Here is a 21,064-nt window from a genome sequence, read left to right as displayed (position 1 = left end):
ACCCCGGGTCAGCGCAGGATGCGCAGGTTGAACGGGTACCGGAACGGACGGCCCTTGGACACGTGCGAGGCGCCCATCACGCCGTAGACCGCCATGGCGGCCCACGTGAGCGCGCCGAGGATCGCGAAGATCGGGCCGACCACCGGCAACAGGGACAGGAAGAAGAACAGGAGCGTGATGAGCGTGGGCGGCCCGGAGAAGTTCAGGGCCTCCCGCGACTCCTGCGAGGTGAACGGGCCGCGGTCGCGATAGAGCAGCCACACGACCAGCGGGCCGAGCACGCCGAACGCCAGACTGAGATGGGCCAGCGCCGCGCGGTCACGGTCCTGCTTCGCCGTGAGCGGGGCGCCGCGGCCGCCGGCCGAGACGAGCCAGGCGGGCGGGCCGTGGCCGGTGCGGCCGGCGTCGGGCTGCGCGCGGGTGTTCACGAGGGGCTCCTCCTGGATCGCGGGACCCGCGCGCCGGGGACCGGGCGCAGGGCATGGGCCAGCATAGCGCGGGCGGGCGGGGGCCGCGCCGAGATCAGTGCTCGGGTGCGGCGGTGAGGAAGTCGATGAGCTCCTCCACGCGGCCCAGCAGGGACGGCTCGAGGTCCGCGTACGTGGTGACGTGGGAGAGCAGCCGCTTCCACCCCAGCCCCGTGGCCTCCTTGCTCCCGTGCGGCCAGCCCAGTCCCCGCAGGATCCCCGTCTTCCAGTCCTGCCCCTTCGGCACGACGGGCCACGCGGGGATGCCGAAGACGGAGGGCTTGATGACCTGCCAGACGTCCACGTAGGGGTGACCGAGGATGAGCACGTTGCCCGCGGCCCCCGGCACGCGCATGGCCTCGGCCGCGAGGCGCTCCTCCTTGGACCCGGTGACGAGATGGTCCACGAGGATCCCGAGCCGGCGCCGCGGACCGGGGGCGAACGCACGGATCGCCCCGGCGAGGTCGTCCACGCCGTGCAGGGGCTCCACGACGATGCCCTCGAGGCGCAGGTCCTCGCCCCACACCTTCTCCACCAGCTCGGCGTCGTGCACGCCCTCCACCCAGATGCGAGAGGCGCGGGCAGTGCGGGCCCGCGCCCCCTCGACCCGTCGCGAGCCGGAGGCGGTGCGGGCCGGCGCCGCCGGGGCCGCGGCGGTCGGGGGGACCAGGGTCACGGGCTCGCCGTCGATCCAGAAGCCGCCGCCGAGGGGGAAGCCGCGGCGCACGCCGCGGCGGTCCTCCAGGACCACCACGTGCACGCCGCCGGAGCGCTCGATGCCGCTCACGGCCCCGGTGAACCCGGAGGCCACGTCCTCGACCACCGTGCCGGGGGTGGCGGGCACATCGGGGACGGTCCGGGCGGGGCGGCGCGTCAGGTCGTCGTGGCCCGCGGGGCCCCAGCTGCTCCAGTCCATGGGAGAGCACGGTAGCAACGGGGGCGGGCGATCACCGTGAGCGAAGCCGTGCGGGCCGGTCGGGTCGTCCCCCGGGTCGGACGGTAGCATTGGCACTTGACCCGCCGGAGTGCCAGCCAGGGGCACCTCCGGGGTCGCCCCGGATCCCGACGGACCAGAGGAGGACCGAGATGTCGGAGCAGCCCCGCCGCCTGCAGGTGCTCCAGGCGATCGTGGAGGACTACGTGGCGCTGCGCGAGCCCGTGGGCTCCAAGGCGCTCGTGGAACGGCACGCCCTGGGCGTGTCCTCCGCGACCGTGCGCAACGACATGGCTGCGCTCGAGGAGGAGGGCCTCATCGTGGCCCCGCACACCTCCGCCGGGCGCGTCCCCACGGACAAGGGCTACCGCGTGTTCGTCGACCGCCTCTCCGAGGTGAAGCCGCTGTCCCCCGCCGAGCGCCGGGCCGTGCGGACCCTGCTGGACCCGGAGACGGACACCGAGCACATGATGGAGTCCACGGTGCGCCTCCTGGCCCAGCTGACCCAGCAGGTCGCCGTCGCGCAGTTCCCCCACGAGGACGGCTCCACGATCCGCCACCTCGAACTGGTCTCCCTCGCGCCCACGCGCGTGCTCGTGGTCCTCATCCTGTCCACGGGGCGGGTGGACCAGCGGCACGCCGTGCTGGACCGTCCGGTCGACGAGGCGGAGCTGTCCGTGCTCCGCGGCCTCCTGCTGGACGCCCTGCTGGGGCTCGGTCCGGTGCAGGCGGCCACCGTGGTGGACGACGTCGTCACCCGGGTCCGCCCGGAGCACCGGCAGTCCGCCGCCCTCGTGGCCGCGGCCGTCCACGACCTGCTCGAGGCCGGCCGGCAGGACCGCATCGTCCTGGCCGGCACCGCCAACCTGGCCCGCTCCCCGGGGGACTTCGGCGCGTCCATCGGGCCGATCCTGGAGGCGCTTGAGGAGCAGGTGGTGCTGCTGCGCCTGCTCACGGAGATGGAGCAGGACGCCCACGGGGTGTCCGTGCGGATCGGCTCCGAGAACGCCGGATCGCTCGCGGACACCTCGGTGGTCGCGGCCGCCTACGGCCCCGGCGCCGTGGCGAAGGTCGGCGTCATCGGTCCGACCCGGATGGACTACCCGGGCACCATGGCCGCCGTCCGGGCGATCGCCCGCTATCTCTCCCGCATCCTGACCACCTGACGCGCCTCCACGCGTCCTGGCGGGCCCCGTCCCGCATCGCCCCACGTCCCGCTCTCCCCGAGAGGAATCCCCACCGTGACCGACCACTACGAGACGCTCGGCGTCAGCCGTGACGCCAGCACCGAGGAGATCCGCCGCGCCTACCGCAAGCTCGCGCGCACCCACCACCCGGACGTCAACCCCGACCCGGAGGCGGCCGAGCAGTTCAAGCGCATCTCCCACGCCTACGAGGTGCTCTCGGACGAGGGCCGGCGCCGGGCCTACGACACGACGGGCAACGAGAACGGCCAGGCCGGCTTCCCGGGCGGCTTCGGCGGGGCGGGCGGCTTCGGGGGCTTCGCCGACATCTTCGAGACCTTCATGAACGCCGCCGGCCAGGGCGGCCGCGGCGGCCCCGCCAGCCGCGCCCGCCGCGGCCAGGACGCCCTGGTGACCGCGCGGATCGACCTGCGCGACGCCGTCTTCGGCGGCGAGCAGACGATCGAGCTGGACACGGCCGTGCGCTGCGATCGGTGCGAGGGCTCGTGCTGCGAGCCCGGCACCCAGCCGGAGACCTGCCAGACCTGCCATGGCCACGGCATGATCCAGCGCCCCGTGCGGTCGCTGCTGGGCACCGTCATGGCCACCGAGGCCTGCCCCGCCTGCCAGGGGTTCGGCACCGTCATCCCGACGCCCTGCCACGAGTGCGACGGGCAGGGCCGCGTCCGCACCCGGACGCCGCTGACCCTGCGCATCCCCGCGGGCGTGGACGACGGCACCCGCATCCACCTCGCCGGCCGCGGCGAGGCCGGCCCGGGCGGCGGCCCGAACGGCGACCTCTACGTGGAGATCGCGGTCCGCCCGGACGAGACCTTCCGCCGCGAGGGCGACCACCTGGCCACCACCGTGACCGTCCCCATGGCCGCCGCGGCCCTGGGCACCACCGTCACGCTGGACACCCTGGACGGCAAGCAGTCCCTCAGCCTGGACCCGGGCGTGCAGTCCGGCCACGTCGAGGTCCTCCACGGCCTGGGCGTCGGTCGCCTGCGCGGGCAGGGCCGTGGCGACCTCAAGGTGGACGTGGTGGTCACCACGCCCACCGACCTGGACGACGAGCAGCGCCAGCTCCTGGAGCGCCTGGCCGAGGTGCGCGGCGAGGAGGTCGTGCACGGCGCACCCCAGGCCAAGGGCATGTTCGCCCGGCTGCGGGAGAACCTGAGGAACCTGTGACCGCCCCCCTGTTCCACCTCGAGCCGGGCGCCCTGGCCGGCGCGAGCGCGGGCGCGGAGGTCGTCTTCGACGGCGCCGAGGCCCGGCACGCCGCCGCGGCCATGCGCCTGGCCCCCGGGGAGGCCGTGCTCCTGGCCGACGGGTCGGGCACGCTCGGCCACGGCACCGTGCTCGCGGCCGCCCCGGACGCGGTGTCCGTGCGGCTGGACGCGGTGGCGGAGGAGCCGGCGCCCACCCCGGCGCTCGTGCTCGTCCAGGCCCTCGCCAAGGGCGACCGGGACCTCATGGCGGTCCAGGCCGCCGTCGAGCTCGGCGTGGACGCCGTGGTGCCCTGGGAGGCGGAGCGCTCGATCGTCCGCTGGAAGGGCCCCAAGGCCGCCAAGGCCCGCCGGAAGTGGGCGGACACGGCCCGCGCGGCCGCCAAGCAGGCGCGTCGCGCCCGGGTGCCCGCGGTCCGGGACCACGTCTCCGGGACGGCGGTCGCCGGGCTGGCCTGGGACGACGACGGCGGCCGGCTCGTCCTCGTACTGCACGAGGACGCGGAGCACGGGGTGTCCGCGGTGCCGGCGGAGCGACTCTCCGCGGCCGTCGAGATCGCCGTCGTCGTGGGCCCCGAGGGCGGGATCGGCCCGGCCGAGCTCGAGGCCTGCGTGGCCGCGGGGGCCGTGCCGGTGCGGCTCGGCCCGCACGTGCTGCGCGCCTCCACGGCCGGCCCCGCCGCCCTCGCCGTGCTCCAGCACCGGCTCGGCCGCTGGTGAGCCCCGGCAGGACGGCGCGCCGACGCCTAGACTGGTCGGGATGTCCCGCCCCCGCGACCCCGAGGTGATCCGCCCCATCGTGACCGTGCCCCCCACGACCCCGACCCCGCCCGCCACCGCGCACGAGGGGGTGGCGTTCGAGTCCGCCGACCTCATGGTCCGCACGCTCGGACCGCAGGACGCCCTGCTGCGGATCCTCGGCGGCGTGTTCCCCACCGTGGACGTCACGGTCCGCGACCAGCGGCTGGACCTGGCCGGGCCGGTGGCCGAGGTGGCCACGGTGCGGCGCGTCGTCGAGGACCTGCGCTCGATCGCCCGCCGCGACCAGGCCGTCACCCCCGAGGTGATGGGCCAGGTGGTCCACCACGTCCGCGACGCCGCCACCGGGCGCGGCGCGGGTCAGCTGCACCTGGACTCGATCCTCTCGGGCCGGGGCCGCCGCATCCGCGCGAAGACCCTGCACCAGCAGGACTACGTGGAGGCGATCGACCGCTCCACCGTCGTCTTCGGCATCGGCCCGGCCGGCACCGGCAAGACCTACCTGGCGATGGCCAAGGCGGTGCAGGCGCTGCAGGCCAAGGAGGTCAACCGGATCATCCTCACCCGCCCGGCCGTCGAGGCCGGCGAACGGCTCGGCTTCCTGCCCGGCGGGCTCTCCGAGAAGATCGACCCGTACCTGCGCCCCCTGTACGACGCGCTGCACGACATGATCGAGCCCGAGTCGATCCCGCGGCTGATGGAGGCCGGGACCATCGAGGTCGCCCCGCTGGCGTACATGCGCGGCCGCACCCTGAACGACGCGTTCGTGATCCTCGACGAGGCCCAGAACACCACCGGCGAGCAGATGAAGATGTTCCTGACCCGCCTCGGCTTCGGTGCGCGCATGGTCGTCACGGGCGACACCTCGCAGGTGGACCTGCCGCGCGGCACCCAGTCCGGCCTGGCCCAAGCCGTCGAGGTGCTCGAGGGGATCGAGGGACTGGAGATGGTCCGCTTCGACTCCTCCGACGTGGTCCGGCACTCGCTGGTGAGCGCCATCGTGGACGCCTACGACGCCGCCCGCGGGCCCGCGGAGCGGTCCCAGAAGCGAGGAGGGGCCCGCCGTGGCCGTTGAGATCCTGAACGAGTCGGGGATCGAGGTCCCCGAGGACGCGCTGCTGCGCATGGCCCGGCACGTGTACGCGCGCCTGCACGTCCACGAGCGCGCCGAGACGGCCGTGACCGTCGTGGACGCCGCGCGCATGGCCGAGCTGCACGAGGAGTGGATGGACCTGCCCGGGCCCACCGACGTGATGAGCCTGCCCATGGACGAGCTGACCCCCGGCTCGCCCGAGGCGCCGGCCGAGGGCGTGCTGGGCGACGTCGTGCTCTGCCCCGAGGTCGCCGCCGAGCAGGCGGCGCGCGGCGGGCACTCCCGTGACGACGAGCTGCTCCTGCTGCTCACCCACGGCATGCTCCACCTGCTCGGGTACGACCACGTCGAGGACGCCGAGCGCGAGGAGATGTTCACGCTCCAGGATCGGCTCGTCTCCGAGGTCCTCGGCCGGCCCGCCCCGGCCCCCACCGTCGAGGATTGAGGGCACCGCCCATGCTGACACCCGCCGTCCTTTTCGCCCTCTTCCTGGTCTTCCTCGGCCTGACCTGGACGCTGTCCCTGGCCGAGTCCGCGTTCTCCTACCTCTCCCGGCGGGATGCGGAGGACATCGTCCGCGAGCAGCCCGGCTCCAAGGTCCTGGAGATCGCCCGCGAGCGGGAGAGCCACCTCGGGGCCCTGCGGGTCTGGCGCTTCGTGGCCGAGGCCCTGTCCGCCGTCTGCCTGACCGCGGCCGCCGACGCGGTGGTGGACGACACGTGGCTCGCCGTGGCGATCGCCGCGGTCGTGCTCGTGGGCGTGGCCGCCCTGCTGGGCGTCTGGAGCCCGCGGCCGATCGGCTCCCGCAACGAGGCCGCCGTCGCCCGCCGCCTGGGCGGGCTCGTGTGGGTGCTCCGCCGGGCCCTGGGCCCGCTCGCCGCCCGACTGGACCGGGACCGGCGCCGTCGCGAGGTCGAGCCGGAGGACGAGGACGACTTCCAGGAGCGCCACCTGCGTGAGTTCGTCGCCCGCGCCCACGACGCGGACGTGCTCGCGGACTCCGAGGCGGAGCTGATCCAGTCGGTGTTCTCCATGAACGACACCATCGTCCGCTCCGTCATGGTGCCGCGCACCGACGTCGTCACCATCGACGCCGACCACACGCTCGGCCAGGCGATGGCCCTGTTCCTGCGCTCCGGCAACTCCCGCATCCCGGTGATCGGCGACGACGCCGACGACATCCGGGGCATGCTGCACCTCAAGGACGTCACCCGCGCCCTGCACCACGACGGCGCTGCGACCGACACCCCCGTCACCGAGGTCATGCGCGACGTCCGCTTCGTCCCCGAGTCGAAGTCCGTGGCGACCCTCCTGCAGGAGCTGCAGCGCGAGTCCACCCACGTGGCCGTGGTGGTGGACGAGTACGGCGGCACGGCGGGGCTCGTGACCCTCGAGGACCTCATCGAGGAGATCGTCGGCGAGATCTACGACGAGGACGACCGCCCGGACCGCCCCGAGGTGGAGTTCGTCGCGCCCGGCGTCTACTCCGTCGACGCGCGCATGGGCATCCACGACTTCCGGGAGGAGTTCGAGCTGCCGGAGGAGGACGAGGACGACGACGTCGACACGGTCGGCGGCCTGCTCGCCAAGGAGCTCGGCCGCGTCCCGATCCAGGGCTCGCGCGTCGTGGTCCAGGGGATCGAGCTCGTCGCGGACACCCTCGAGCCCCGCCGCAACCGGGTCGCGCGCCTGCGCGTCTCCGAGACCCCCGACCGTCCGGTGCGGCTGCGCCGGCGCGAGGAGCAGGCCCACGGCGCCGAGCCCGCCGACCCCGTGGCCTGAGCCGGCCGCCCCACCCCACTCCCTGCCTGACAAGGATGACCCCATGACCGATCTCGTCGATCCGGCCCGCGCCGCGGACGGCTTCCGTTCCGGCTTCGTCTCGCTCGTGGGCCGGCCGAACGCTGGCAAGTCCACGCTGACCAACGCGCTGGTGGGGGAGAAGGTGGCGATCACCTCCTCCAAGCCGCAGACCACGCGCCACACCATCCGCGGAATCGTCCACCGCGAGGACTTCCAGCTCGTGCTCGTGGACACCCCGGGTCTGCACCGGCCCCGCACCCTGCTCGGCGAGCGCCTCAACGACCTCGTGGCGGAGACGCTCAACGAGGTCGACGCCGTGGGCATGTGCCTGCCGGCCGACGAGGCGATCGGCCCGGGCGACCGGTTCATCGCCCAGCAGCTCTCCTACCTGCACCGCACCCCGGTGGTCGCCGTGGTGACGAAGACGGACAAGGTGGGCCCGGAGCAGCTCATGGCGCAGCTCGTGGCCGTGACCGCGCTGGGCGACGAGGTCCTCGGGCCGGAGAACGGCGGGGAGGGCTTCGCGGCCGTCGTGCCGGTCTCGGCGGTGGCCGGCCGCCAGGTCGACGACGTCCTGGGCGTCTTCGCGGGCCTGCTGCCGGCCGGGCCGCCCCTCTATCCCGACGGCGAGCTCACGGACGAGCCGGAGGCGGTCATGGTGGCCGAGCTCATCCGGGAGGCGGCCCTGGAGGGCGTGCGCGACGAGCTGCCGCACTCGGTGGCCGTGGTGGTCGAGGAGATGTCCCTGCGCGAGGACCGCCCCGCGGATCGGCCCCTCATGGACGTGTGGGCGAACGTCTTCGTCGAGCGGGACAGCCAGAAGGGCATCATCATCGGCAAGGGCGGCTCCCGGCTGCGTGAGATCGGCGCGCAGGCGCGGGCGGGCATCGAGCGCATGCTCGGCACCAAGGTGCACCTGGACCTGCGGGTCAAGGTCGCCAAGGAGTGGCAGCGCGACCCCAAGCAGCTCGGCCGACTCGGCTTCTGAGCCGGAGGCCCCGGCCCGGTCGCGCACGCGCCGGAGCGGGCCGCCGTCGTCGTGCGTCACACGGGGGCGGCCTCCTGTGGCCCGGCCCACCTCGGTGCTAGGGTCGGGGGCATGTCCCTCCGCCTCGCGACGACAGCGCCGGCCACGGCCCGCCTGCTACTTCCCGGCCGCACGGGGTCCCCGTGCCAGGCCGTGATCCACGCCGCCTGAGCGCATGCGGAGGCAGGACGCCTCCCACCGGACCGGACACCCCGTGCGGAGCCCCTGACCTCCCGGTCCGGTCACCGACCATCCACCTTTCGCGCGGCCGCCGCGCGCACGTCGAGGGAGAACACGCATGAGCGCCCACCTGCAGAAGTCGTCGGGGATGAAGTTCCACAAGTACGTCCCGTTCCAGGACCAGATCGAGGTCGCCCTGCCGGACCGCACCTGGCCGGACAAGGTCATCACCGAGGCACCACGCTGGTGCGCCGTGGACCTGCGCGACGGCAACCAGGCCCTGATCGACCCCATGGGCCCCGAGCGCAAGCTGCGCATGTTCCAGCTGCTCGTCGGCATGGGCTTCAAGGAGATCGAGGTCGGCTTCCCGTCCGCCTCGCAGACCGACTACGACTTCGTCCGTCAGCTCATCGAGGGCGACCACATCCCGGACGACGTCACCATCCAGGTCCTCACGCAGTCCCGTGAGCACCTGATCGAGCGCACCTTCGAGGCGCTCGAGGGCGCCGACCGGGCCATCGTGCACCTGTACAACTCGACGTCGGTGCTGCAGCGCCGCGTGGTGTTCCGGCAGGACGAGGACGGGATCGTGGACATCGCGACCTCCGGCGCGCGCCTGGTGAAGAAGTTCGAAGAGCAGCTCAAGGGCACGCAGATCACCTACGAGTATTCGCCCGAGTCCTACACGGGCACCGAGCTCGAGTTCGCCCGGCGCATCTCGGACGAGGTGGCCACGGTCCTGGAGGCCTCGACCGACCGCAAGATGATCCTGAACCTGCCGGCGACGGTGGAGATGTCCACCCCGAACGTGTACGCCGACTCGATCGAGTGGATGCACCGCAACCTGGAGCACCGCGACTCGCTCATCCTCTCCCTGCACCCGCACAACGACCGCGGCACGGGCGTGGCCGCCGCCGAGCTGGGCTACCTCGCCGGGGCGGACCGCATCGAGGGATGCCTGTTCGGCAACGGCGAGCGCACCGGCAACGTCGACCTGGTGACGCTGGGCATGAACCTGTACTCGCAGGGCATCGACCCCATGATCGACTTCTCCGACATGGACCACATCAAGCGCACGGTCGAGTACTGCAACCAGCTGGCCGTGCCCGAGCGCTCGCCCTGGGGCGGCGACCTCGTCTTCACGGCCTTCTCCGGCTCACACCAGGACGCCATCAAGAAGGGCTTCGAGGCCATGGAGGTCGACGCGAAGGCGGCCGGCACGGACGTGGACGGCATCCCGTGGGCCGTGCCGTACCTGCCCATCGACCCGAAGGACATCGGCCGCTCCTATGAGGCCGTCATCCGGGTGAACTCGCAGTCCGGCAAGGGCGGCGTCGCCTACCTGCTCAAGTCCGAGCACAATCTGGACCTGCCGCGCCGCGCGCAGATCGAGTTCTCCCACGTCATCCAGGATCTGGCCGACTCCCAGGGCGGCGAGGTCTCCGGCGCCGACCTGTGGCGCGTGTTCCAGGACGAGTACCTGCCCGCCGACGCGGCGGAGGCGCAGTGGGGCCGCTACCGGCTCCGCTCGGTCTCCTCGGCCTCCGGTGAGGACGGCGCGTTCCGGATGGAGGCCGAGCTCGAGGTCGACGGCGTCACGCAGACCCGCACGGCGCAGGGCAACGGCCCGATCGACGCGTTCCTGCGCATCCTCGGCGAGGAGGGCGTGGACGTCCGCGTGCTCGACTACTCCGAGCACGCACTGTCCGAGGGCGGCGCGGCCATGGCCGCCGCCTACGTGGAGGCGGCCGTGGGCGACCGTGTCCTCTGGGGCGTCGGCCTGGACCACAACACCACCACCGCCTCGCTGAAGGCCGTGGTGTCCGCGGTGAACCGCGCCCTGCGCGCGTGAGCGGCTCCGGCTCCTCCCGGCGGGGTGCGCGGCACGGCGGCTACGCGGCGAACTCGTTCCGCACCGAGGCCATCGTGCTGCGCACCCACCGTCTGGGGGAGGCCGATCGCATCATCGAGGCGCTCACCCCCGAGCACGGCCTGGTCCGGGCCGTGGCCAAGGGGGTGCGCAAGACCTCCTCCCGGCTGGGCTCGGTGGTGGAGCCGTTCATGCACTCCACGCTCCAGCTCGCACGCGGCCGGGGGGAGCTGCACACCGTGAGCCAGGCGCAGCTGCTGCACCCGTACGCAACGATGCTGGCCGCTGACTACGACGCCTACACCGTCGCCGGCGCCCTCGCCGAGGCCGTCGAGCGGGTCCCCGCGGTCGACGACGACGGCCGGCGCGCCCAGTACCGCCTGTTCCACGGCGCGCTGGCCGCGCTGGCCCGCGGCGCGCACGACCCGCGCCTGATCCTGCACTCGTTCCTGCTGCGCGCGCTCGCCCAGGCCGGCTGGGCCCCGACCTTCGACCGGTGCGCCCGCTGCGGCGCCCCCGGCCCGCACACGGCACTGCACGTGGGCCTCGGCGGGGCCGTCTGCCCCGAGTGCAGGCCGCCCGGTGCCGCTCACCCGGCCCCGGAGACCCTCGACCTGCTCTCGGCCCTCGCGGCGGGGGACTGGGCCACCGCGGACGCCTCCGGGGCCCCCGCCCGCCGCGAGGCGGCCGGTATCGTGGCGGCGTACCTGCAGTTCCACGCCGAGCGGCGCCTGGTGTCCCTGTCCGTCCTGGACCAGGACCTCGGCCTCCCCGCCCCGCGCGTCGAGAGGAGACCATGAGCGCCGACCGAGCCCCGCAGCCCCCACCGCCGCACCCCTCGGGTGCGGTCGCCCCGCGGATCGACCCGCGTTTCGTGCCCCGGCACGTGGCGATCGTGATGGACGGCAACGGACGGTGGGCCAACCAGCGCGGCCTGCCCCGCACCGAGGGCCATCGGGCCGGCGAGGCGGCGCTGCTGGACGTCGTCGCCGGGGCGGTGGAGCTGGGGATCGGCCACGTGTCCGCGTATGCGTTCTCCACGGAGAACTGGCGGCGCTCGGCGGAGGAGGTCCGCTTCCTCATGGGCTTCTCCCGGGACGTGCTGCGCCGGCAGCGGGACACCCTGCACTCGTGGAACGTGCGGATCCGGTGGAACGGGCGGGCCCCGCGCCTCTGGACCCCCGTGATCCGGGAGCTGCAGGAGGCCGAGGAGCTCACGCGCCACAACACCGGCACCACCCTGCACATGTGCGTGAACTACGGCAGCCGCGCCGAGATCCTGGACGGCGTCCAGGCCATCGCCGAGGAGGTCCGGGCCGGCCGGATGCGGCCGGGGGAGATCAGCGAGGACGTCATCACCCGCTACCTCGACCGCGGCTTCCGCACGGGTCAGGACGTCGACGTCGTCCCGGACGTGGACCTGTTCCTGCGGACCTCGGGGGAGCAGCGCCTGTCCAACTACCTGCTGTGGCAGTCCGCCTACGCGGAGCTGCTGTTCCTGGACGTGCTGTGGCCGGACGTCGACCGGCGGACCCTGTGGGCCGCCGTCGAGACCTACGCCCGACGGGACCGCCGCTACGGCGGCGCCGTGGACACCCCTCAGCCGGCGCCGTCGTCCGGCGCGCCGGACTCGGCCTCGGACGCCGACGGCGGCGCGTAGGCCCCCAGCCACGTGAGCGTCGCGGCACCGGCCGCCTCGCGCACCGACGCGGGGGAGGCGAACACGTCGTGCAGCGCGTCGGGGAGCCGGTGGACGGTCACCCGGTCGCCGAGCCGCAGGGAGCGGCGGGCCATGGCGTCGGGGTCCAGGACGATGTCCGAGGTCAGCATCGCCTCGGCGTAGGACGTGCCCCGATGCCCGCGCGCGGAGACGAGCACGAGGATCGGCACGGTGACGTCGAGCCGCCCGGCCACGGCCCGGTGCCCCGAGAGGACCGCGCTCAGCCAGGCGGCCGGCACCTCGAACGCGTGCGGGGGACGCCAGAGCGGGTGCAGGTCCCATTCGCCCTCGGCCTGGTCCGAGAGGGTGCGCCAGTAGTGGTCGATGCGCGGCAGCGTGAGCATGGCGTAGGGCTTCATGGCGGAGACGGGCCCCACGATGGACTTCGCCAGCAGGCGCACCCCCGCGCTGCCCTGCATCTCCAGCCACGGGCTGTTGAGCACGAGCGCGGCGAGGCGGCCGGGATTCCGGTCCGCCCACAGCGCGGCGATCAGCCCGCCGGTGGAGTGTCCCATGAGGATGGGCGGCAGCGGGTGGTCCTGGGCGATGGTCTCGAACGCGGCCTCGAGGTCCGCGTCGTAGCGGGCCAGGTCGTCCGTCCAGCCGGGCGTCTGTCCCGTGCGCAGCGAGCGGCCGTAGTGGCGGAGGTCGACGGCGTGGAAGGCGTAGCCGGCGGCCTCGAACGCGCGGGCGAGCGGGGCGTTGTAGAAGTAGTCACTCCAGCCGTGCACCGAGAGGATGGGTCGCCGGGCCGGGTCACGGGCGGCGTCGGTGCGCGGACGCACCACTGTGACAAGGTTCTGTCCTTGTTCATCGGTGTCGAGGCCGAGCGTGCATCGTTCGAAGCCCGGCAGCCCGTCCGGGACCCAGCCCAGGCCCGGCGGATCGTCGAGGAACGGGCGGGTGTCCTCCTCCGTCGGTCCGCCGGCGGGTGCGCCGTGCGGGGCGGAGGGGTCCGGGGGCGGCGGCTGGAGCGGGTCACGGGCCATCCGACCACTCTAGGAGGACCCCGGGCGGGCGGGAGGCCCGTGCGAGGATGGGGGCATGCAGCTGCCTGATCCCAAGTCCGCCGTCGACGGCCTCCTGACCTCCCGCGCGCCTCGCCTGTACCCGCCCTTCTTCCGTGCCGTGTTCGGCGGCATGGACGCGGAGCGGGCGCATCATCGGGGCTTCGACGCGATCCGGCTGGCCGAGCGCACCGGGGCGTCCGCCGCCCTGCGCGCCGCCTTCCGCCCGGACCCGATGCTCGCGCGCACGGTCATGGGCCTGCGGTTCCCAACGCCCTTCGGCCTGGCCGCAGGGTTCGACAAGGACGGCCGGGGGACCGCCGCCGTGGCCGACCTCGGGTTCGGCCACATCGAGGTCGGCACGATCACGGCGCAGCCGCAGCCCGGCAACCCGCAGCCCCGACTGTTCCGTCTCGTGGACGACCGGGCGCTGGTCAACCGCATGGGCTTCAACAACGACGGCGCGGCGGCCGTCGCCCCCCGCCTGGCGCGGACCCGGCAGACGCTGGAGCGCCGCTTCGGCCCGGCCCGGCCGGTCCTGGGCGTGAACATCGGCAAGACCAAGGTGGTCCCGCTCGAGGACGCGGCGGACGACTACCGGGCCTCGACCCGCCTGCTCGCGCCCCACGCCGACTACCTGACGGTCAACGTGTCCTCCCCGAACACGCCGGGGCTGCGCCAGCTGCAGGAGATCGACGCGCTGGAGCCGATCCTCACGGCGGTGCGCGAGGAGGCCGACCGTGCGGTCCCGGGCCGTCGCGTGCCGCTGACCGTGAAGATCGCCCCGGACCTGGCGGACGACGACGTGCGCGCCGTCGGGGCGCTCGCCGAGCGCCTCGGGCTGGACGGCGTCATCGCGACCAACACGACCGTCTCCCGGGAGGGTCTGCGCACCCCGCGTGCCGACGTGGACGCCCTGGGCGCGGGCGGCCTGTCCGGCGCCCCGCTGCAGGAGCGGTCGATGCGGGTGCTGGAGGTCCTGCGGGCGGCGCTGCCGACGGGCACCGCCGTCGTCAGCGTGGGCGGCGTGACGGACGCCGACGACGTCCAGGCCCGGCTCGACGCGGGCGCGGACCTCGCCCAGGGCTACACCGCGTTCCTCTACGAGGGGCCGTTCTGGGCCGGCCGGATCACCGCCGGGCTGGCCCGGTCCCTGCGGGGCTGACGGTCTGCTCGCCGGTGCCGCGACGGCCCGTGCCCACCGGGGTCCGGGCCGTCGCGCGGTGTCGTGTCAGGCGGGGTACTCGCCCCGCTTGACCTGGGGCTTGGGCAGACGCAGGCGGCGGAACTGCAGGGCCCGCATGATGCCGTAGAAGCCGGTCCCGGGCTCCGGCGTGCCGAAGCGCTCCGTGAGGCCCTTCTTGATGTGCCGGCTGACCAGGAAGCTCTCGATGAGCACGAGGGCCACGAGGGCGTACAGGCTGATCATCAGGATCAGCTGCGCCTCGCGGCCGGGGATGAACATGAGCAGGACGTAGGCGAAGACGACGGGCATGAGCCACTCGCCGATGCCGGTCCGTGCGTCCACGTAGTCACGGACCCAGCGCTTCTGCGGTCCCTTGTCGCGTGCCGGGAGACCGCGCTCGTCTCCGGTCTCCAGCGCGGCGCGCTGGCGCATCCGCTCCTGGGCCATCGCCTGACGCTCGGCCTTACGAGCCGCCTTGCGATCCTCGGGGACCAGGGTGCGACGGCGCGCGGCCTCCTGGTCACGGCGCCGCGGAGTCGGGCCCTTCTTGCCCTGCGAGCGGTCGCGCGGCCCGGCCTCGGCCACGGCGGCGCCCTCGGCGGGAGCGGCCGAGGAGCCGTGAGTCGAGGGGGCGGGCGCGGTCTCGGGGGTCTTGTCTCGCTTGAACACCCGTCCAGTCTAGTGGTGGGGCGCGTCCGGCCCGGCCGGAGGCGCGGCCCTCGGCCCGGCCGCCGTCTACGCTGGCCGTCATGACTGACATCACCTCCCGTGCGCCGCAGGACGCGGCCCTCGTCTCCGCCGTCCGTGAGGCCGTCGAGGCCCGTTTCCCGACGACCCTCCAGACCCTCACCGACCTCGTGGCGATCCCGGGCATCGCCTGGGACTCTGCGGACCGCACCCAGCTCGAGCGGTCCGCCGAGGCCGTCGCGGGCCTGCTGCGCGAGGCGGGCCTGCAGGAGGTGGAGATCGTGACCGAGACCCGCGACGACGACCGGCCCGGCGGGCCGGCGGTGATCGGCGAGAAGCCCGGCGCCTCTGACAAGCCCACCGTCTTGTTGTATGCCCACCATGATGTGCAGCCGATCGGGGACGAGGACCTCTGGGACACCCCGCCGCTCGAGGCCACCGAGCGCGGTGGACGGCTGTACGGCCGCGGCGCCGCCGACGACAAGGCCGGCATCATGGTCCACCTCGCCGCCCTCGCCGCCCTGCGGGACGTCCTGCCCGACGCTGGCGTCGGCGTCCGCGTCTTCATCGAGGGCGAGGAGGAGGCCGGCTCGCCCACCTTCCGCACCTTCCTGGAGAAGCACCGGGCGCGCCTCGACGCCGACGCGATCGTGGTCGCGGACTCGTCCAACTGGGCCGTGGGGGAGCCCGCGCTGACCACCTCCCTGCGTGGGCTGGTGGACGGCACGGTGACCGTCCGGGTGCTCGACCACGCCGTGCACTCCGGCATGTTCGGCGGGCCGGTCCTGGACGCCGTCGTCCTGCTCTCGCGGCTGATCGCCACGCTCCACGACGCGGACGGCGCGGTCGCCGTGCCCGGCCTCGAGCCGCGGCAGACCGCGGGCCTGGACTACCCCGAGGACGTCTTCCGTGCGGACGCGGGCGTGCTGGACGGGGTGACCCTGGCCGGCCGCGGCCCGGTCGCGGACCGGCTGTGGAACGCTCCCGCGCTGAGCATCATCGGGATCGACGCGCCCTCGGTCGCGGAGTCCTCGAACACGATCCAGCCCGCGGCGCGCGCGAAGTTCTCGCTGCGCCTGGGCCCCGGCATGGAGCCCGCGGAGGCCTTCGAGGCGCTGCGCACCCACCTGGAGGCGCAGTCCGCGGCGGTGCTCGGCGCGGAGATCACGGTCACCGCGGGGGAGTTCGGTCAGCCGTTCACGACGGACACCTCGGCCCCCGCCGCGGCCGGGATGATGGCCGCCCTGGAGGACGCCTGGGGCGTCGAGCCCCGGGCGATCGGCATGGGCGGCTCCATCCCGTTCACCGCGGACCTCGCCGAGGTCTTCCCGGAGGCCACCCTCCTCATCACGGGCGTGGAGGACCCGGACACGCGGGCGCACTCGGCCAACGAGTCGCTGCACATCGACGACTTCCAGCGGGCCGTCGTGGCCGAGGCGCTCTGGCTCGCGCGGCTCTCGGCGTGAGCGCCGCCCGGCCCGTCGGTGCGGCGGGCCGGGAATGCCCCGTGGGCGGCTAGTGTTGCCCGGGAGACCACACGCGCGTGACGGCCCCGTCCGCGCCCCATGATCTGAGGAGGTCACGATGGCTCTGTCCGCAGAGGAGACCGGCGTCGAGATCGGCGCGACCCAGGACGCCGAGGGCCTGCCCCCGCACGAGGTCGAGCTGACCGACGTGGCGGCCGGCAAGGTGCGCTCGCTGCTCGAGCAGGAGGGTCGCACGGACCTGCGGCTGCGCGTGGCCGTGCAGCCGGGCGGCTGCTCGGGCCTGATCTACCAGCTCTACTTCGACGAGCGCGTCCTCGACGGCGACACCGTCCGGGACTACGACGGGGTCGAGGTGATCGTCGACAAGATGAGCGTGCCCTATCTCATGGGCGCGACCATCGACTTCGAGGACACCATCTCGAAGCAGGGCTTCACGATCGACAACCCCAACGCGGGCGGCTCGTGCGCCTGCGGCGACTCCTTCCACTGATCTGCGGGCGCCCGGAGCGCCTCGGACCGCGAACCGGCGGGTCGGCCTCGGCCGGCCCGCCGTCGTCGTGCCCGGGCACCGTGCCCAGGATGCTCGGACCCGACTCCCAGACACGATCGGCACGTGTCACGGTGCGGTGAATCCGCGTGTTTCGGCGTAGACTGGCTCTGAATCATCAGGGCATACCCGTGCTCCCTGCGAGGACGCTGCGAGAAGTCGCCGAATCGTCGGGGGAGCGGGGACGCCCCTCGCACACGAGATGAAGAGGAAGGCCGTCTGTGAGAGCACAGAATGACGCCGGACGTCGGACTCGCCGCCGCTGGAGCGCCGGTGCCGTGGGCACCACGGCGCTCCTGGTGCTGACCGGCTGCTCGGCAGAGGTCCAGCGCGGCTGGTACCCCGGCACCCGGGAGACCACCAACCACAACGCCCAGCTCACCGACCTGTGGGTGAACTCCTGGATCGCGGCCATGGCCGTCGGCCTGCTGGCCTGGGGCGCCATGATCTGGTGCATGGTGGCGTACCGCCGCCGCAAGAACGACCAGGGCTTCCCGAAGCAGACGGCCTACAACGTGCCGCTCGAGACCATGTTCACGGCCATCCCGATCCTGATGGTCTTCACCCTCTGGGGCTTCACCAACCGCGTCCAGACCGAGGTCGACCGCCCCGTGGACGACTCGCCGCTGACCGTCACCGTGTACGGCAAGCAGTGGTCCTGGGACTTCAACTACTCCTACGAGCAGGAGAACGGCGAGGTCATCGAGGCCCACTACTCCGGAATCCAGGCCCAGCTGGACGGCACCGAGGGCGTGCGTGACACCCTTCCGGTCCTGTACCTGCCGAATGACGTGCCGGTGCACTTCGAGCTGAAGTCCCGTGACGTGGCCCACTCCTTCTGGATCCCGCAGTTCCTCCAGAAGCGTGACATGGTGCCCGGCAAGACCAACCACCTGTACCTGACCCCCCAGGAGCTGGGCAGCTACGACGGCAAGTGCGCCGAGCTGTGCGGCGAGTCCCACTCCGAGATGCTCTTCAACGTGGAGGTCGTCGACGAGGCGGAGTTCGTCCAGCGCCTCGAGGAGATGGAGCCGGGTCAGGTGGGCGACGAGTACAGCCGCAATCCCAACAACAACCCTGACGGCGCCGGGACGATGGAGCGCGATCTCCAGACCCCCCGCGGTGGAGGTAGCCACTGATGACCACTTACGAGTACGCAACGGATGAGGTGCGCTCACAGGCGCAGCCTCGTGTGGTGCCCCGTTCGCTGGGCAAGATCGTCGTCAGCTGGCTGACGACGACCGACCACAAGGTGCTCGGGTACATGTACCTGATCACGTCCTTCATCTTCTTCTGCATCGGCGGCGTCATGGCCCTCATGATCCGTGCGGAGCTCTTCGAGCCCGGCATGCAGATCCTGCAGACGAAGGAGCAGTACAACCAGCTGTTCACCATGCACGGCACGCTCATGCTGCTCATGTTCGCGACCCCGCTCTTCGTGGGCTTCGCCAACGTGCTGGTGCCGCTGCAGATCGGCGCTCCGGACGTGTCCTTCCCGCGTCTGAACGCCCTGGCGTTCTGGTTCTTCCTGTTCGGCTCGCTCATCGCGACCGCCGGCTTCCTCACCCCGCAGGGTGCGGCCTCGTTCGGCTGGTTCGCCTACGCCCCGCTCTCCAACACCACGTACTCGCCGGGCGTCGGCGGTGACCTCTGGGTGTTCGGTCTGGTCCTCCAGGGCTTCGGCACGATCATGGGCGGCGTCAACTTCATCACCACGATCCTGACGATGCGTGCTCCGGGCATGACGATGTGGCGCATGCCGATCTTCACCTGGAACACGCTCATCACCGGCATCCTGATCATGATGGCGTTCCCGCCGCTGGCCTCCGCGCTCTTCGCGCTGGGCCTGGACCGTCGCTTCGGCGGCCACATCTTCAACCCGGAGAACGGCGGCGCCATCCTGTGGCAGCACCTCTTCTGGTTCTTCGGCCACCCCGAGGTGTACATCATCGCCCTGCCGTTCTTCGGCGTCGTGTCGGAGATCATCCCGGTGTTCTCCCGCAAGCCGATCTTCGGCTACAAGTCCATCGTGTTCGCGACGACGGCGATCGCCGCGCTCTCCGTGACGGTGTGGGCGCACCACATGTACGTGACCGGCGCCGTGCTCCTGCCGTTCTTCTCCGTGATGACCATGCTCATCGCGGTCCCGACCGGCGTGAAGTTCGTGAACTGGATCGGCACCATGTGGCGCGGTTCGATCACCTTCGAGACCCCGATGCTGTGGACGCTCGGCTTCATGGTCACCTTCCTGTTCGGTGGCCTGACCGGCGTCATCCTGGCGTCGCCGCCCCTGGACTTCCAGGTGTCCGACACCTACTTCGTCGTGGCGCACTTCCACTACGTCATCTTCGGCACCGTGGTGTTCGCGATGTTCGCCGGCTTCTTCTTCTGGTGGCCCAAGTTCACCGGCAAGATGCTGAACGAGCGTCTCGGCAAGATCCAGTTCTGGCTGCTGTTCGTGGGCTTCCACGGCACGTTCCTGATCCAGCACTGGCTCGGCGTCATCGGCATGCCCCGCCGCTATGCGGACTACATGGTGGAGGACACCTTCACCGCCATGAACGCGTTCTCCTCGGTCTTCTCCTTCGTTCTCGGCGCGTCGCTGATCCCGTTCTTCTGGAACGTCTACATCACCTCGCGCTATGGCAAGAAGGTCACCGTGGACGACCCGTGGGGCTTCGGCGCCTCGCTCGAGTGGACCACTTCGTGCCCGCCGCCGCGGCACAACTTCCACTCCCTGCCGCGCATCCGCTCCGAGCGTCCGGCGCTGGATCTGCACCACCCGGAGCTCTTCCCGCACTCGCCTCAGAACACGTCTGAGGCCTTCGGAGAGAAGGTCGCACAGTGAAGGTCGCAGCCAACATCTTCTGGATCATCGGCCTGTTCTTCATCGCAGCCGCCACCCTCTACGGGTTCTGGGTCGAGTGGACCGAGTGGGCAGGCATCCCGGCCATCTACGCCGTGGGCGGGATGTCCTGGATGATCGCCTGGTACCTGAACGCCGCCGAGCGCAAGTACGGCGTCGGGCCCGCCGATGACGAGGACGGCCAGATCGTCGACTACGCCGGCACCTACGGCACCTTCGCTCCCTGGAGCTGGTGGCCGCTGGGCCTCGGCCTGGCCTGCGCGATCATCGTGACCGGTCTGGCCGTCGGCTGGTGGGTCTTCATCATCGGCGTCATCGCGGGCGCCTACTTCACCTTCGGGTGGGTCTACGAGTTCTCTCGGGGCAAGTTCGCCCACTGACCTCGGGTCGATCACGCAGCGCCACCGGCGCTGACGACGACGGCGGGCCGGTCCTCTTCGGAGGGCCGGCCCGCCGTCGTCGTGCCCCCGGACGCTGAGCCCCGGCGCTTTCGTGCGGGAAACGGGAGCCTTCCCGAACGCTTTCGTCCGGGAAACGGGAGCCTCGCCAGGCCCCTCTGGATGGGAAGCGAGTATCGAGCGGCCCGAATCCGCCGAGGCCGGGGGAGAGCTCCCAGGAGGCCGACGACGACGGCACGGGGGTCTGGACGGTGGCGGGGGCGTGGACCGGGCGCAGATCTCGATCACACCGTCCTCCCGGTGTGGATCGGCCGACGACGTCGCGTGGGCACGAGCGGGTGGCCGGCCCGCGCGGACGCCGCCTCGGCCTGGAACGGGGGATGATCCTCAGCCCGCGAGCCACAGGGCTCGCGTCCTGGCTCCGACATGATCGTGACCCGGGTCGCGGGGCACGTCCCGCAGCCTCTTCACCGTCACCAGTGGGCGGCCCGGCGCCGAGTCTCGTCCAGCGGTCTCCGTTGGTCAGTGTCAAGGGCCATTGAGTTCTGCCCATAGGCGGCCAGTGTTTCTTCCCGCTGGTGGCCATCAGAACTGCCCACTGGTGGCCAGCTGGTTTGCCC

20 protein-coding genes are annotated in these 21,064 nt (G+C 72.6%); 16 read left to right on the top strand and 4 right to left on the bottom strand.

Annotation, left to right across the window (positions count from 1 at the left end; all coding sequences use genetic code 11):
• Positions 1-8: 8 nt before the first annotated feature.
• Positions 9-428, bottom strand: coding sequence for a DUF4870 domain-containing protein (locus DE149_RS06755; protein ID WP_002854682.1), 420 nt, complete (start codon positions 426-428; stop codon positions 9-11).
• A gap of 94 nt (positions 429-522) precedes the next feature.
• Positions 523-1,383: a DUF3097 family protein gene (locus tag DE149_RS06750; protein ID WP_036317197.1), complete on the bottom strand. Its 861-nt coding sequence runs from the start codon at positions 1,381-1,383 to the stop codon at positions 523-525.
• 170 nt (positions 1,384-1,553) lie between these two features.
• On the opposite strand from DE149_RS06750, the gene hrcA reads away from it, so the two are divergent.
• From hrcA to DE149_RS06700, 10 genes are all read left to right on the top strand, one after another.
• The gene (gene hrcA / locus DE149_RS06745; RefSeq protein WP_036317200.1) at positions 1,554-2,567 is read left to right on the top strand and encodes a heat-inducible transcriptional repressor HrcA; all 1,014 of its coding nucleotides are present in this window, start codon (positions 1,554-1,556) and stop codon (positions 2,565-2,567) included.
• 75 nt (positions 2,568-2,642) lie between these two features.
• Positions 2,643-3,776 carry a molecular chaperone DnaJ gene (dnaJ, locus tag DE149_RS06740; protein ID WP_036317203.1) on the top strand — a complete coding sequence of 378 codons (1,134 nt, stop codon included), beginning with the start codon at positions 2,643-2,645 and terminating at the stop codon, positions 3,774-3,776.
• Positions 3,773-4,534 carry a 16S rRNA (uracil(1498)-N(3))-methyltransferase gene (locus DE149_RS06735; RefSeq protein WP_036317210.1) on the top strand — a complete coding sequence of 254 codons (762 nt, stop codon included), beginning with the start codon at positions 3,773-3,775 and terminating at the stop codon, positions 4,532-4,534. The genes dnaJ and DE149_RS06735 overlap by 4 nt, the downstream gene beginning before the upstream one ends.
• 40 nt (positions 4,535-4,574) lie before the next feature.
• Entirely contained in the window at positions 4,575-5,648 is a 1,074-nt protein-coding gene (locus DE149_RS06730) for a PhoH family protein (RefSeq protein WP_036336560.1), read from the top strand.
• Positions 5,638-6,111 (top strand): rRNA maturation RNase YbeY, encoded by a 474-nt coding sequence (ybeY, locus tag DE149_RS06725; protein ID WP_010078622.1) that lies wholly within the window; start codon positions 5,638-5,640, stop codon positions 6,109-6,111. Before DE149_RS06730 ends, ybeY begins: the two co-directional genes overlap by 11 nt.
• Positions 6,112-6,122: 11 nt before the next feature.
• The gene (locus tag DE149_RS06720; protein WP_036315134.1) at positions 6,123-7,448 is read left to right on the top strand and encodes a hemolysin family protein; all 1,326 of its coding nucleotides are present in this window, start codon (positions 6,123-6,125) and stop codon (positions 7,446-7,448) included.
• 43 nt (positions 7,449-7,491) lie between these two features.
• Positions 7,492-8,457: a GTPase Era gene (gene era / locus DE149_RS06715; RefSeq protein WP_002854662.1), complete on the top strand. Its 966-nt coding sequence runs from the start codon at positions 7,492-7,494 to the stop codon at positions 8,455-8,457.
• A gap of 337 nt (positions 8,458-8,794) precedes the next feature.
• The gene (leuA, locus tag DE149_RS06710) at positions 8,795-10,528 is read left to right on the top strand and encodes a 2-isopropylmalate synthase (protein ID WP_069941925.1); all 1,734 of its coding nucleotides are present in this window, start codon (positions 8,795-8,797) and stop codon (positions 10,526-10,528) included.
• A complete protein-coding gene (gene recO, locus DE149_RS06705) occupies positions 10,525-11,346 on the top strand; it encodes a DNA repair protein RecO (RefSeq protein ID WP_069941924.1) in 822 nt (273 codons plus the stop codon). The genes leuA and recO overlap by 4 nt, the downstream gene beginning before the upstream one ends.
• Positions 11,343-12,206 carry an isoprenyl transferase gene (locus DE149_RS06700; protein WP_049161858.1) on the top strand — a complete coding sequence of 288 codons (864 nt, stop codon included), beginning with the start codon at positions 11,343-11,345 and terminating at the stop codon, positions 12,204-12,206. Before recO ends, DE149_RS06700 begins: the two co-directional genes overlap by 4 nt.
• Here the strand turns inward: DE149_RS06700 and DE149_RS06695 are convergent.
• Positions 12,146-13,255 (bottom strand): alpha/beta hydrolase, encoded by a 1,110-nt coding sequence (locus DE149_RS06695; RefSeq protein ID WP_069941923.1) that lies wholly within the window; start codon positions 13,253-13,255, stop codon positions 12,146-12,148. The two genes, DE149_RS06700 and DE149_RS06695, sit on opposite strands and share 61 nt — an antisense overlap.
• A gap of 55 nt (positions 13,256-13,310) precedes the next feature.
• Between DE149_RS06695 and DE149_RS06690 the strand changes: the two genes are divergently transcribed.
• Positions 13,311-14,438, top strand: coding sequence for a quinone-dependent dihydroorotate dehydrogenase (locus tag DE149_RS06690; RefSeq protein ID WP_113914196.1), 1,128 nt, complete (start codon positions 13,311-13,313; stop codon positions 14,436-14,438).
• Positions 14,439-14,504: 66 nt separating this feature from the next.
• Here DE149_RS06690 and DE149_RS06685 read toward each other — a convergent pair whose 3' ends face one another.
• Positions 14,505-15,128 (bottom strand): DUF3043 domain-containing protein, encoded by a 624-nt coding sequence (locus tag DE149_RS06685; protein WP_113914195.1) that lies wholly within the window; start codon positions 15,126-15,128, stop codon positions 14,505-14,507.
• 80 nt (positions 15,129-15,208) lie between these two features.
• Here DE149_RS06685 and DE149_RS06680 point away from each other — a divergent pair, with 80 nt between their 5' ends.
• The 5 genes from DE149_RS06680 (at position 15,209) to DE149_RS06660 (ending at position 20,426) form a co-directional block, all read left to right on the top strand.
• Positions 15,209-16,612: a dipeptidase gene (locus DE149_RS06680; protein ID WP_101967659.1), complete on the top strand. Its 1,404-nt coding sequence runs from the start codon at positions 15,209-15,211 to the stop codon at positions 16,610-16,612.
• A gap of 118 nt (positions 16,613-16,730) precedes the next feature.
• Positions 16,731-17,123, top strand: a complete 393-nt coding sequence (erpA, locus tag DE149_RS06675) for an iron-sulfur cluster insertion protein ErpA (RefSeq protein WP_002854644.1) — start codon at positions 16,731-16,733, stop codon at positions 17,121-17,123.
• Positions 17,124-17,458: 335 nt separating this feature from the next.
• A complete protein-coding gene (coxB, locus tag DE149_RS06670) occupies positions 17,459-18,319 on the top strand; it encodes a cytochrome c oxidase subunit II (protein WP_069941918.1) in 861 nt (286 codons plus the stop codon).
• Positions 18,319-20,028: a cytochrome c oxidase subunit I gene (gene ctaD, locus DE149_RS06665; RefSeq protein WP_051050340.1), complete on the top strand. Its 1,710-nt coding sequence runs from the start codon at positions 18,319-18,321 to the stop codon at positions 20,026-20,028. The genes coxB and ctaD overlap by 1 nt, the downstream gene beginning before the upstream one ends.
• Entirely contained in the window at positions 20,025-20,426 is a 402-nt protein-coding gene (locus tag DE149_RS06660) for a cytochrome c oxidase subunit 4 (RefSeq protein WP_063190179.1), read from the top strand. Before ctaD ends, DE149_RS06660 begins: the two co-directional genes overlap by 4 nt.
• Positions 20,427-21,064: the final 638 nt, after the last annotated feature.

The organism is Micrococcus sp. KT16 (assembly GCF_003315015.1).
In the GTDB taxonomy this organism is placed as follows: Bacteria; Actinomycetota; Actinomycetes; order Actinomycetales; family Micrococcaceae; genus Micrococcus; species Micrococcus luteus.
Note: the sequence above shows the minus strand (reverse complement) of the source record. Positions and strands in the feature narration are given on the sequence as shown.